The organism is Bradyrhizobium sp. (assembly GCF_036009065.1).
Taxonomy (GTDB): domain Bacteria; phylum Pseudomonadota; class Alphaproteobacteria; order Rhizobiales; family Xanthobacteraceae; genus Bradyrhizobium.
On sequence record NZ_DASYMN010000238.1, the window covers coordinates 1 to 12,605 of the forward strand.

Here is a 12,605-nt window from a genome sequence, read left to right on the forward strand (position 1 = left end):
TCTGACCTCAGGCAAATCTGCAGTTATTGCGATGCTCCAACGGGTTTCAACAAGTCGCATCTGAAAGTGGGCTGACTTTCCGTGTCTCGAACTCCAATGATTTGAGTCACTTATTTTGAATCAGACTCTGAGGAGCCGCGCGCTTGCGCGGCGTCTCGAAGGACGGCCGCAAGCATCGCGCCTGTAGTCATCCTTCGAGGCTCGCCCAGAGGGCGAGCCTCGAAGGATGACGGTGGTTGTTTCTCGGGCTTTTCATCATCATCGCCCTCGGCTAAACCCCGCGCCATGAACCGGACCGGACTTTTCATCGCGCTTGGTCTTACGCTTGTGATCGGATTGCTGTTCGGGATTTATCCCGAACTAGATCTGCGCCTCGCCGCGTTGTTCTACGATTCCGCGGCGAAAACATTTCCGCTGAAGCTCAACGCGCTGGCGGCCATCGCGCGGGACGGCGCGATGTGGATCGCGTGGGGCATCGCGCTGCCGGCCATCGTCGCGCTGGCAGTAAAACTGGCGCGGCCGGACCGGCCGCTGCTGATCTCCGGACGCGCCGTTGTGTTTCTGCTCGTCACGTTGATTCTTTCCGCGGGCATCCTCACCAACCTCACCTTCAAGACCTATTGGGGCCGGCCGCGGCCGGTGGTGGTGACGCAGTTCAACGGCGACCTGCCGTTTGTGCCGTGGTGGGATCCGCGCGGCGGCTGCGGCCGCAACTGTTCGTTCTTCTCCGGCGAAGGCGCCACCGCCTTCTGGACCTATGCGCCGGCCGCGCTGACCCCGCCGGCGTGGCGGCCGCTGGCTTTCGCCGGCGCGACGCTGTTCGGCGTGATCACCAGCGCGTTGCGGATGGCGTTCGGCGGGCATTTCTTCACCGACGTCGCGGCGGCGGGCCTGGTGACGTTTCTGGTGGTCTGGCTGATCCACGGCTATATCTACCGCTGGCCATCGACCCGGATGACCGACCAGGGCATCGACGCCACGCTGACGCGGTTTGCCTGGCCGGTTTATCGGCGCGTGCAGAAATGGCGCGGTCGCGATGTCGGGCCGCAGCCCGCGGAGCCCTGAATCCGAGCAGATCGTCATTGCCGGGCTTGACCCGGCAATCCATCCTCTATTGAGATTCCTTTTCAAGATACGCGGGTCAAGCCCGCGTATGACGCTTGAAACGAATTTGACAGGACTTTCATGAGCAAGAACGTCAAGAAGGTGGTGCTCGCCTATTCCGGCGGCCTCGACACCTCGGTCATTCTAAAATGGCTGCAGACGACCTATGGCTGCGAGGTCGTGACCTTCACTGCCGACCTCGGCCAGGGCGAGGAGCTGGAGCCCGCGCGGCAGAAGGCGCTGCTGCTCGGAATCAAGCCGGAGAACATTTTCATCGAGGATCTGCGCGAGGAATTCGTCCGCGACTATGTGTTCCCGATGTTCCGCGCCAACGCCGTCTATGAAGGCCAGTACCTGCTCGGCACCTCGATCGCGCGGCCGCTGATCGCGAAGAAGCAGATCGAGATCGCCGAAAAGGTCGGCGCCGACGCGGTGTCCCATGGCGCTACAGGCAAGGGCAACGATCAGGTGCGGTTCGAACTCGGCTATTACGCGCTAAAACCCGACATCACCATCATCGCGCCATGGCGTGAATGGGATTTTCGCTCGCGCGAGCAAATGATTGCATTCGCGGAAGCGCATCAGATTCCGATCGCGAAAGACAAGCGCGGCGAGGCGCCGTTTTCGGTCGACGCCAATCTTCTGCATGCGTCAAGTGAAGGCAAGGTGCTGGAAGACCCGGCGCAGGAAGTGCCGGATTACGTTTATTCGCGCACCATCGATCCGGAGAAGGCGCCGGATCAGCCGACTTTTATTACCGTCGATTTCGCGAAGGGCGATGCGACCGCCATCGACGGCAAGAAGCTGTCGCCGGCGACGCTGCTGGCGAAACTCAACGAACTCGGCCGCGCCAATGGTATTGGCCGGCTCGATCTGGTCGAGAACCGTTTCGTCGGCATGAAGTCTCGCGGCATGTATGAGACGCCGGGCGGCACAATTTTGATCGCCGCCCATCGCGGCATGGAATCGATCACGCTGGATCGCGGCGCGGCGCATCTCAAGGATGAACTGATGCCGAAATATGCCGAGCTGGTCTACAACGGCTTCTGGTTCGCGCCGGAACGCGAGATGCTGCAGGCGGCGATCGATCACAGCCAGCAATACGTCACCGGCCGCGTGCGTCTAAAACTTTACAAGGGCAATGTCATCGTGGTCGGCCGCGAGAGCAAATATTCGCTGTATGATCAGGATCTGGTGACGTTCGAGGAAGGCGCGGTCGCCTACGATCACCGCGACGCCGCCGGCTTCATCAAGCTCAACGCGCTGCGTCTGCGCACGCTGGGGCAGCGCAGGAAGAAGCTGGGGCTGTAGGCGTCGCCGCCGAGCGCAGCGCGCTCCCTCGCCCCGCTCTTTTGCGGGGAGAGGGTTGGGGTGAGGGGCGAGGCAGGGCGCTGCAGCGCTTACAACCTCTCGGGTTCGAACCAATATCCGGTTCGCGTGCGACCCTCAAATTCCAACTGGGGATTGAATGCAGTGCCCTGCCCCTCACCCGGTTCGCAAGAGCGAACCGACCTCTCCCCGCGAAAAGCGGGGAGAGGTGAAGCACCTCACCTTCGCGGCGGCGCGGTGCCGGGCGGCGGGGGCGGCGGCCTGCTGCCGCCGTTCAGGAGCGGCTCGATGTTGCGGATGGTGACGCGGCGGTTCTGCCGCTCCGGTCCTTGCGTGTCGACCTTCAGGTACTGCTCGCCGTAGCCTTGCGAGGTCAGGTTTTCCGCCGGCACGTTGAATTGCTGCGTCAGCAATTCGGCCGCCGATTCCGCGCGGCGATCCGACAGCGACAGATTGTCGACGTCGGAACCCACCGCGTCGGTGTGTCCCTCGATCAGGAACACCGCGCGCGGATTCTCCGAGATCACGCGATTGAGGCCGTCCGCGATCGCCTGCAGTTTCGCGGCCTGATCGGGTGGAATCTCCCACGACCCTGTCTCGAAGTTGATGGTGTCGAGGTCGATGCTCGGCATCAATTGGCGCACCGACGCGCTGTAGCGGATCTGGTCGAGCGTGTAACGCTGGGGGATGCGTTCGACCGGCGGGGCGATCATGGTTTCGTAGATCAGATCGGGCGACGCGGTTTCGGCTTCGACGATATAGCGGTCGCGCGGAATGCGGATCACCGGCGGCGGCAGGTCGACATAGAAGCCGGCGGCCGCGCGCGGACCGCGGTAGGAGTTGTCGATGATGATGATCTCGCGGCCCCGCGGATCCCTGCGGATGCGGCGTACCAATTGGCCGTCGCGGCCGCTGACGGTGATGATCTGGGAGCCGTCGGGACGGACCACGATGGTTCGGGTGTCGTTTCCGACCCGCTGGGTACGGACATCGCGCGCGCCGTAGCGGAAGCGATCGACCTCGTTGTGGCGGATGAACGACTGGCCGCCGGGATCGACCACGATCACGCGGCCGGGTTCGGTGAACACCTTGCGGCCGCCCTGTTCGGTTTCACGCCGCGCGCCGCGGAAATCGTCCATGCGTTGCGGTCCTTGGCGGGCAGCACCGGGCGCGATAGGCGTCAGCGCCTGGGCGGGCGGCGGCGCCGCGGGGATCGGCGCGGTAACCGTCGGCGGCGCACGACGCCCGAACGGCGCGCCACCGGGCACGCCGGTTTGGCCGCCGGGCTGTCCAGGCGGCGTTGCGGCCGGAGGGGCTGCACCTGCAGGCGGCGCCGGAGGTGCCGCGCCCGCAGGCGGCGCGGCTGGTGCCGTTGATGGAGCGGCGCCTGGCGCTGCCGATGGGGCGGGCGGCTCGCCGGGACGTTCTGGCCGGCCCGCGCCGGGGGTACCCGGCGCACCCTTCTGCTGCGGTTGCGCAGAGGGGGTCGGCGCAGGCGTTGGCGTTGCCGCCGGCGGCGATGGCGGTGCCGCGGACGGCGGCGCCGGTGGCGGTGCGGCACTTGGAGCCGGCGCAGCAGGGCGCGGCGGCGGGGCCGCGGCCGGAGGTGCAGCGGGCGCCGGCGGCGCGGCCGCAGGCGGCGCGGGTGGAGGTGGGGGCGTCGGGCGCGCGGGCGCTGCCGCGGGAGGGGCGGGAGGCGGTGTGGGACGCGCGGGCGGAGCCGCGGCGGGGGGCGGGGTCGGGCGCGGCGGTGCGGCTGCCGGAGGAGGCGGCGGTGCAGGGCGTGGCGGAGGCGGTGCAGCAGCTGGCGGCGGAGCGGGACGTGGTGGTGCTGCCGCAGGCGGCGGAGCGGGACGTGGAGGGGGTGGTGCTGCCGCAGGCGGTGGCGGCGGTGCGGCTGCCGGGGGCGGCGCGGGGCGCGGAGGTGCCGCTGCAGGGGGCGCGGGACGCGCCGGCGGTGCAGCCTTCGGCGGCTGCTTGGGCGGTGCCTCCTTGCCTTCGGGTGCCGGCGCGGCCTGCGCCATCACCACGGGCGCGGTCTGCGCATGCGAGGAAGCGCCAGCGAATTGCGCAGCCGTGAGCGCGGTGGTGGCAAGCAGCACGAGGCGGAGTTTTGTCATGAACCTTACGTCCCCGGAAAAACCTTGAACAACAAACAAGGTGCTTGTCGGCCGAACATCGGCGCGACGATCAGCAGCCAACCATTAGGCCGGATTGTGGCAGCCATCAAATGCGCGTCGCTTTTATTTTGGCAGCGCAAACGCCTGAACGCGCATTCGTTCATTGCGCATTCAGGTCGCCGGCATCCGTTGCAGGATTGGGTGCGCGCGGTCCCTGCGGGCCGCGCACGGGCAACTCGTCGGGCGTGCGGCCGGGCAATTCCTGCGGCTGCCGCGGAGCGCCGGGCTCCTTGACCGGCGGCGGTATTTCAGGCCGCGGATTGCCCGGCGGCTCTTCCTGCGGCGGTTCGGTCGGCTGTCCCGGCGTCGCAAGCGGAATTTCCGGCGGTTCGATCGGCATCTAGATCGCGACCTTGCGATTCTCGCCGATATCGGGCCGCGTGCCGGTGACGGCGGCCGCCGCCATCTTCACATAGCTGATGATGGTGCCCGGCGAATCCCAGAACTCGGCCTCCTCCGGCGATATTTTCAGCACGCGGATGTTCGGATCGTCGGCTGAGTCCCACCAGGCCTTCGCCGGGGTCGAAAACAGCGCCTTGATCTTGGCGCGGTCGTTGGAGACGAGCGCAGTGCCGCTTACGGAAACGTATTTCTGGCTCCCGGCATCGGCGAATGCCAGGTTGACATTTGGATTGCGGGCGATCTCGTCATCCTTGTGACGGCGCACATCCGTGAGCAAATAGATCGCGTTGTTGTCGCGCTCGATGTACGCGCTCATCGGCCGCGCCCGCAGCTTGTCGCCGTCCCGCGTGACCAGCATCGCGAAGCCGATTTTCTGCATCAGTTCCCAGGCGCGGTCGATATTGCGCGCGGTGTCGTTATTGGCCATGGCGTCGCTCCAGTGCTGTTGGAGCGATAACGGCGCGACACCTGCGATGTTCCCGGCCGTGCGGTGGCCTTTGTCGTCGCGGTAACAATATACAAGTCGGTCAGAATGCGTCGGCGATCCAGAAATCGAACCCAAACATGGGCTCTTCAAGGATGCTGTGGCTAAGGGCGAGGCTCAGAATTTTAGCCTGACGTGAGTTAAGGGGGCGCTCCCGCCAGGTGGCCGGGCGGAGCAACAACCCACCGAAGTTCCTTGCGGCTAAAGATATCTTCCCCGCGGGCCGCGGCATAGATTGCGGCTTGCCGATGTCAACGGAAACAGGGGGTCGAATGCTTCCAATGCCGCCAGCTTATTTGGGGGATGTTATCCCCGACCGGACGCTCGAAAGTCTGCAGGCTTTTTCCGGGATCAAGAGCTCAATCGAGCTGATCACCGAATATGCCCGTGACATTCGATATAACCGGCTAAAAGATCCATTCACATTTCGATTGGACATCTTCGAGAACCAGGATGCCGACGGTTTGGCGCATTATTGTGATGGTGTTCACTTTCTCGGCCTGACGGAAGGGCACGTCTTTACGTCGAGTGTGTTCTCCCGTCTTCTGGTCAAGACGGGTATCGCAGAACCTGACCCCGACGATCTGAAAGACCTGAACGGGATCGGCGGGTTTCCGATCACGCTTTCTCTGTCCGCGGAGGTGTTTGCAACCAGCGAAACCATGCTTGAAACCCTGCGCCAGGTCACTCCGCGCAAGGAAGCAAATTTGACCTACGCTCAGTTCGTCGCGTCGCTCTGCGATCTCTTCGCTCTGTTGCACGAACTGGCTCACGCGGTCTTGGGGCATTGCCGGTACGCCTCGGACACAGACAGGTTATCCATCTTCAGGGAAAAGAGCGGTTCAACATACTCAGCTGATCAAAAAATTCTACGCACGTTGGAATTCGACGCCGATTGGTTTGCGGCCGCGAGCCTCACCGTGAATCTTCTTCAGAACGAGGCGCCGTTCGATGGTATTTCGAAGTATCCGAACGATAAGGCGCTGATGCTGGAATGCATTCTTGCAGCACTGACGATCAATACGTTGCAATGGAATTCTCATGCGATAGTGACGGGCACCCGCTCGCCATCCCACCCTCATCCTCTAACCCGGTGTACGTATCTGCTGCACTGCGCGCGTTGGAGCGCCTGCGAGCACGATTGTTTGACGGATCAGGCTTCGAACGACGTCTTGAACGGTTTTCTGAGGAAAATACGCAGAGCGGACGAATACATTGGAGACATAGATCAAATTCGCAATGTTGACGAGAATCGGCAGGAATATGCGACGGAGACCGGTCAGCTTGCAGAAACGCTTGGTGAACTGCGCTCCGCGGGCTTGGAGGATTATCACTACACGTAGGTTATCCCGCCTCATCAAGCATCGAATGCTAGCTGACAGGTTGAGGCGCCTGCACGACACCGTATCCGATGTTCTCGAATGGCGCTGCAAAAGGGCGGGCGCTGGATCTCAGTCTTGAACGCACTCTTTCCGCCCAGCCAGCCCGGCGGTCGCCATCGGGAAATTCGTGACGTGTCCATAGCGCCGCGACGCCCGCCACATGAGGGGCCGCCATGCTGGTACCGTGTTCTATCCTCAGTCCGGCGCCCAACTGAGCCGACAAGACGGAGACGCCGGGGCCCACAAATTCGCAGCCGGTGTTGGAAAACGGCGCGACCTGAAAAGTATCGCCGATATTGGCCACGGCGCCCACTGAAATGACGCCGTCCGCGGCGGCCGGAGGAGCCGCATTCACCGTGAACCGTACGTCCTCGTCGCGGCGGCTCTCGTTACCGCTTGCGGCTATTAGCAGCGCGCCCCCCCTGCTTTCAGTCTGGGCTCTTAATGAAGCTGCGTAGGTGTCGTAAAGTCGCATAGTCCTACGATAGGCATCGAGAACTCGCGAGACGGCAATATCTTCGGGTAAATCCAGAGCCTCCCGGAAGTGACGGACAGCTGAGGGAAAATCAATCCCGAGTGACATGCAGATCACGTCGGCACGGTTATTGACCGCCCAATCCAGCGCGCATTTCAGGGCTACAAAGCTTGCGCCCTCCGGAGACAATACCTTCCCAATGAGCACATCCTTAATGCCGGGAGCCACACCAATACGCGTCCCCTCTATGTCCCGGCCGAAAATTGTCGCTGCTACATGCGTGCCATGGCCGTCAATATCCGCGGCAACGTCCGGTACGCCCGTGTCATCCAACGTGAAATCCCGCAGGAGAAAATTTACGCCCCGAAAAGCTGGATGAGTAGTATCGACTCCCGTGTCCAACACCGCAACTTTGACCCCTTCTCCAAGATTGGAGGCCGAAACTGCGTTTACCGCTCGAACACCCCACGCAACACCGCCCACAATTCCGGCCGACGCGGTGTTGTGCTCGCTACGCTTCGGGGGCTCGACTTTGTGAAAGGCGAGGACCGGAATGATTCCCTCTATGCCATCGCCCGCTCGACGCTTTGAAATATCCTTTTCATCTAAATCCTCGGTTGTGAGGATATAATGAAAGGTACTTTCAGAGCTCAACCTCTTGATGCCCAAGATAGGATTGCGCCTCTTGACAATAATATACTTCATTGTTGCGACCCGTGATCGGCATCTGCATGTCACTGCTGCCGTCTACTACTATCAAAAATCGACAGCAGGAGGCGCGTTATGTTGTTGAGGGCCCGAAGCCATGAGCGGATCGAACAATGACTGGGACAATTCGGCGATGGAGCGCTTCTCGCCGCTTTGTGGTGTGGGCACATCGCCCTGTGCGGGATCAGCCTGCCACGATCTTCTCGTTCAGTTTTTGATCCACGACCTGCACCGTGCGGTCGATCTCGGCATTGGGCATGCCCAGCTGATGTGAAATCAACTTCACCAGCAGGTTGACCCGCTCGATGAAGGGCGCTCCACTGGCCACCGCCCGGGCCGCCGACGAGGGTTTTATAAGGCTTTCCGCCGCTTTGGCGTATTTCTCGAAAGGCACCTGGTCCTTCGGGTCCGCGCCCAGACGCCGGGCGAGCGCGTCTACATGGTCATAGATCGATTGCGAGAGTTTCAGGTCACCGTGCACGGCGTCGCGGATCGACTGCGGTTCGGCCAGCGTGATGCAGCGGTAATTACCGGTGAGCAGCATCGACCACTTCGCCAGCGGGACGAACAGCGAATCGAACACCTTGAGTTTTACGGGAACGTCCTGGCCATCCAGCTTCACCGCGTCGATGTCCGCTTCCAGTTCCCGAAGCAGCAGGTTATGCGCCGCATCGGCAAATGCCGCTGCCTTGAAATTCGTCGCCAGGCCGACATGGAGGACATTCGGCGCCTCCTCCGGCGGGCGAAAGGCCTGCGGATCGGGCGAGCAGAGCGACACCAGGCCCGGCTCGAAGCGTTCCCATACCAGGGCATTGGTACAGGATTCTTCGAGGTCCATATCCGCCAGTGCCGGGATCCGCTTGAGATAGGGCAGCGGCGGCATGTTCATGATCGAAAGGCAAGGCAGTTTTGTCCCGGCGATCCTGATCATCAGAACCCGGATGGTGTGGTTGGTGTATTGCGGCTCCTGCATTGCGAGTGCAACCAGATCGTAGCGGGAAAGCTCGACGTCCTGGGGCGTGGTCGCATCCAGCTTCCCCGGCAAATCGCGCGAAGAAATCGCGCGGTGCGCCGGCGCGTCGCGCAGCTTGATGCGAACTTCGGTGCCGTCGCGATTGATGAGCTCTGCGGTGTTCCTTCGGCAAACCAGCGTCACGTTGTGACCCGCCATCAGCAGCTTTGTCGCCAGCAAGGAGCCATACGAGGCTCCAAGAATCAGAACGTTGCGCGCCATGCTCTCTCTTTCGCAGGTTATGCCAAAATTTCTCGACGCTCGGGACCATCACGCTTTAGTTGGAACCGAGCACCAACAGCGTGTTGCTGCGAGTCCTGCCGGCTTCGGCATATCCGCGCGCAAGCATATCGGCAAGACAGTCATCGGCCCAGTCGTCGCGCGACAGATGCTCGATCGCGATCGCACGGGGCCACAGCGTCGCGGGCGCGTCGCGGAAGAAGCCGATCAGCACGCGATCCTCATAACCTTCGACGTCAATCTTGAGCGAATCGATCCTCGTTACGTCCTGGTCCTGCAGAATGCGCAGCAGCCGCATCGCCGACACCCGGATCGCATCGCTGCGCGCGGTGGCGTCGGGGTAGACATGGCTCGCGCCATAGTTTTCACGGTCGGTTTCGATCATCAGTTCGCCGTCGGCATCTCCGGCGGCAGCGGCGATCAGCTCCACATTTCCCCTTGCCGATGCGGTCTGATTGAATGCCAGGCGCGCGACCATAATCGGGTGTGGCTCGATCGCGATCACCCGCCCTTCAGGTCCGACATGACGCGCCAGCGGCAGAGCATAGGTGCCGGCATTGGCGCCGACATCGACGAACACCCCGCCGGCAGGCGTATGCGCACGCAAAAATTCCAGCTCCTCGAGATTGTAGTCGGGATTGAACAGCGCGCCGCGCTCGGTGGCGCTGGTTTGATGATAGAAGCGAAACGCCGCGCCCTGATATCTGGCATCGATTGGACCCGCGCGCAGCAAATTCAGCAGCCGCGACAGCATCGGGCGGAACGAACCGCGCTTCAGCCGTGAGCGATGCGCCAGCGAGATGACGGCCTGCTGCGCGGCACTGGGCGCGAACGCGCCGAACGGCGCGGGCGAACTGTCGTTGGCGGGGGTCAAACAGATCCTCGTTGAGCGTCGTGGAATCGCGGCATGCATAGCCGACTTTGCGGGCGACGCAAGTAGAATGCCGTCATTGCGAGGAGCCTTGCGACGAAGCAATCCAGTCTGCGGTTGTGTCTCTGTATTGCTTCGCTTCGCTCGCAATGACGTCACGCCGCCTTCTTCGCGGCCGCCTTGCGGCCGCGCAGGAAGCGGCCGAGCAGGCGGCGCTTGCCTCTGCGTGGAATAAGATCGACGTCGCTGACCAGCCTGGCGCCACCCTTGCGACGCTCCAGCACGATCTTGCGGCTGTGAAACGCTTCGAGCTCGGCGCGATGCGCGACGCTGACTACGGTGGCTTTCGGCAACTCTTTGAACATCAGCTCCATCATCTTGTCCTGGCTTTTCGCGTCCAGCGCCGAGGTCGCCTCATCGAGCACGATGATGTCGGGGTTATGCAAGAACAGCCGCGCGAAGGCGAGCCGCTGTTTCTCGCCGCCCGACAGGGTCTGGTCCCATGGCGCGTCTTCCTCGATCTTGTCCTTCAGATGCGCGAGACCGACCTTGTCCAGCGCTTCGCCCATCTGCTCCGCGGTCCAGTCGTCCGCGGCGCCGGGATAAGCGACCGCGCGGCGCAGCGTGCCCGAAGGCACGTAAGGTTTTTGCGGCAACATGAACAGCCGCCGGTCGGCATGGAAATTGACGCTGCCGCCGCCCCATGGCCACAGCCCTGCGATGGCGCGCACCAGCGTGCTCTTGCCGGAGCCGGACTCGCCGGCCACCAGCAGCCGCTCGCCGGGCTCGATGGCGACTTCGGTGTCGTCGACCACGGCGGTGCCGTCGTCCAATGTCACCGACAGATCATTCAGGCTCAGCATGGTCTCGCCCTCGGTCTCGCCGCGCTGGATGCGGCCGAACCCGTCGCCGCGCTCGGCGCGCTCGAGGCCGTCGAGCGACATCATCAGCGAGGCGATGCGCCGCGCGCAGGCGTTCCAGTCGGCGAGCCGCGGATAATTGTCGACCAGCCAGCCGAACGCGGTCTGCACGATGGTGAAGGCACTGGCCGCCTGCATCACCTGTCCGAGCGTCATGCTGCCGTCGAGAAATTTCGGCGCGCACAGCAAGAGCGGCACCACCGGCGCAATCAGGCTGGATCCCTGTGACACCAGCGTGGTTCGCATGTGCTGGCCGGCCAGCCGCGACCATTGCCGCAGCACCTTGGTGAAGTTCTTGTCGATGCCGGCGCGTTCTTCTTCCTCGCCGCCGAGCAGCGCGATGCTTTCGCCGTTCTCGCGCACCCGCGTCAGGGTATAGCGAAATTCCGCCTCGGCCTGGTTCTTGTCTTCGGAAACCTGCACGAAGCTGCGGCCGATGGTCATGATCGAGCCCGAGGCGATGGCGGCGTACAGCACGGCGGCGATCACCAGGAAGCCGGGAATGGTGATGGTCGAGCCTGCGATCGTCACCGTCAGCGCGCCGCCGATGGTCCACAGCACCACGATGAAGGTGGTCGCGGACAGGAACGCGGAAGTGACGCCGGCGGCGAAATCCACCGGCGAGTCGGTGGCGATCCGCAGATCCTCGGCGATGCGGTATTCCGGATTCTTGTGATCGCCGCCGACCAGGTTGAGCTGGTAGTAGCGGCCGCTGGCGAGCCAGCGCGTCAGCACCGAACTGGTCAGCCAGGCGCGCCACCGGCGCTGGATGCCCATCCGCGCGAACACCTGCGCCACGCCGAGCAGCACGCTGCCGATGGCGAGCGGAAAGAACACCGCGCTCAGATAAAACACGGTGCCGGAGTCGCGCTTTTCGATGGCGTCGAAGATTGCGCGGTTCCAGACATTGATGCCGTATTGAAAACCGACATTGGCGACGATCAGGATCAGCAGACCGATCGAAAACGCCCACGCCAGCCGGTCGCCCTTCTTGCCCCAGAACCCGCGCGCGCTGATCCAGAACCGCGTCAGCAGATAATCCTTGCGCGCCTCCTCGGCTTCTTCAGACGATAATTCCGGATCGGGCTCAACGACTTCCGGCGGCGGCGGCTCGACCTCGTCGCCTTCCTCGGACACGACCTCGACGATCGGCTGCTTCTTCCTGCTGGCGGATTTTTTGCCGGGATGCTTGGCCATGAAACGATAACGGAAGGGATTTCAAAAGGTTCCATGGGGTTCCGAGGGGCGAGGTTAAGAAAGCGCTTTGCTTCAATTTCCGATTAAAATTTCAAACAGCCAAGCTTCCGCGTTCTCGCGGCGCAATGCGTCCGAGGTTTGCCAGAACTGCTCCACCAGCGAACCGCGCTGGCGCGATGGAGCGGCGGGAGGCGCCAGGATGCTTGCGAGGCACCCTTCAGACGGAGCAGCGGCCCCGCCTTGCGCAGCTGATAACGCCAGCCGCGCGCGCCCAGTGACGTAGGGCGCGGCGCCTCCCGGC

Annotated in this window: 11 protein-coding genes; 3 read left to right on the plus strand and 8 right to left on the minus strand. The window is 63.0% G+C overall.

The window, feature by feature from the left end; genetic code table 11:
* Positions 1–285 precede the first annotated feature (285 nt).
* Together VGP39_RS14300 and VGP39_RS14305 are read left to right on the plus strand one after the other, a co-directional pair.
* Complete coding sequence (locus tag VGP39_RS14300; RefSeq protein ID WP_327568755.1) at positions 286–1,065, plus strand: phosphatase PAP2 family protein; 780 nt, start codon at positions 286–288, stop codon at positions 1,063–1,065.
* Between the two features lie 120 nt (positions 1,066–1,185).
* The gene (locus VGP39_RS14305; protein ID WP_327568756.1) at positions 1,186–2,415 is read left to right on the plus strand and encodes an argininosuccinate synthase; all 1,230 of its coding nucleotides are present in this window, start codon (positions 1,186–1,188) and stop codon (positions 2,413–2,415) included.
* Between the two features lie 236 nt (positions 2,416–2,651).
* Here the strand turns inward: VGP39_RS14305 and VGP39_RS14310 are convergent, their stop codons facing one another.
* From VGP39_RS14310 to VGP39_RS14320, 3 genes are all read right to left on the minus strand, one after another.
* On the minus strand, positions 2,652–4,553 hold the full coding sequence (locus VGP39_RS14310) for an OmpA family protein (RefSeq protein ID WP_327568757.1): 1,902 nt from the start codon (positions 4,551–4,553) through the stop codon (positions 2,652–2,654).
* 160 nt (positions 4,554–4,713) lie between these two features.
* Positions 4,714–4,953 (minus strand): hypothetical protein, encoded by a 240-nt coding sequence (locus VGP39_RS14315; RefSeq protein ID WP_327568758.1) that lies wholly within the window; start codon positions 4,951–4,953, stop codon positions 4,714–4,716.
* Positions 4,954–5,442, minus strand: a complete 489-nt coding sequence (locus tag VGP39_RS14320) for a pyridoxamine 5'-phosphate oxidase family protein (RefSeq protein ID WP_327568759.1) — start codon at positions 5,440–5,442, stop codon at positions 4,954–4,956.
* A 338-nt stretch (positions 5,443–5,780) separates the two neighbouring features.
* On the opposite strand from VGP39_RS14320, the gene VGP39_RS14325 reads away from it, so the two are divergent.
* Positions 5,781–6,842: a hypothetical protein gene (locus VGP39_RS14325; RefSeq protein WP_327568760.1), complete on the plus strand. Its 1,062-nt coding sequence runs from the start codon at positions 5,781–5,783 to the stop codon at positions 6,840–6,842.
* Between the two features lie 28 nt (positions 6,843–6,870).
* On the opposite strand, the gene VGP39_RS14330 is transcribed toward VGP39_RS14325, so the two are convergent.
* From VGP39_RS14330 to VGP39_RS14350, 5 genes are all read right to left on the minus strand, one after another.
* Positions 6,871–8,061 carry a S8 family serine peptidase gene (locus VGP39_RS14330; protein WP_327568761.1) on the minus strand — a complete coding sequence of 397 codons (1,191 nt, stop codon included), beginning with the start codon at positions 8,059–8,061 and terminating at the stop codon, positions 6,871–6,873.
* Positions 8,062–8,248: 187 nt separating this feature from the next.
* Complete coding sequence (locus VGP39_RS14335) at positions 8,249–9,298, minus strand: ketopantoate reductase family protein (RefSeq protein ID WP_327568762.1); 1,050 nt, start codon at positions 9,296–9,298, stop codon at positions 8,249–8,251.
* A gap of 55 nt (positions 9,299–9,353) precedes the next feature.
* Entirely contained in the window at positions 9,354–10,190 is an 837-nt protein-coding gene (locus VGP39_RS14340; RefSeq protein WP_327568763.1) for an FkbM family methyltransferase, read from the minus strand.
* Between the two features lie 152 nt (positions 10,191–10,342).
* Positions 10,343–12,304: an ABC transporter ATP-binding protein/permease gene (locus VGP39_RS14345; RefSeq protein WP_327568764.1), complete on the minus strand. Its 1,962-nt coding sequence runs from the start codon at positions 12,302–12,304 to the stop codon at positions 10,343–10,345.
* A 72-nt stretch (positions 12,305–12,376) separates the two neighbouring features.
* A partial coding sequence (locus tag VGP39_RS14350) for a hypothetical protein (protein WP_327568765.1) occupies positions 12,377–12,605 on the minus strand: 229 nt, incomplete at its 5' end.

Bases quoted from the DNA above. Each gene is read 5' to 3' on its own strand.
- VGP39_RS14325 (WP_327568760.1), top strand. From the start codon at position 5,781: ATGCCGCCAGCTTATTTGGGGGATGTTATCCCCGACCGGACGCTCGAA.
- VGP39_RS14335 (WP_327568762.1), bottom strand. From the start codon at position 9,298: ATGGCGCGCAACGTTCTGATTCTTGGAGCCTCGTATGGCTCCTTGCTG.
- VGP39_RS14310 (WP_327568757.1), bottom strand. From the start codon at position 4,553: ATGACAAAACTCCGCCTCGTGCTGCTTGCCACCACCGCGCTCACGGCT.
- VGP39_RS14320 (WP_327568759.1), bottom strand. From the start codon at position 5,442: ATGGCCAATAACGACACCGCGCGCAATATCGACCGCGCCTGGGAACTG.
- VGP39_RS14300 (WP_327568755.1), top strand. From the start codon at position 286: ATGAACCGGACCGGACTTTTCATCGCGCTTGGTCTTACGCTTGTGATC.
- VGP39_RS14345 (WP_327568764.1), bottom strand. From the start codon at position 12,304: ATGGCCAAGCATCCCGGCAAAAAATCCGCCAGCAGGAAGAAGCAGCCG.
- VGP39_RS14315 (WP_327568758.1), bottom strand. From the start codon at position 4,953: ATGCCGATCGAACCGCCGGAAATTCCGCTTGCGACGCCGGGACAGCCG.
- VGP39_RS14330 (WP_327568761.1), bottom strand. From the start codon at position 8,061: ATGAAGTATATTATTGTCAAGAGGCGCAATCCTATCTTGGGCATCAAG.
- VGP39_RS14305 (WP_327568756.1), top strand. From the start codon at position 1,186: ATGAGCAAGAACGTCAAGAAGGTGGTGCTCGCCTATTCCGGCGGCCTC.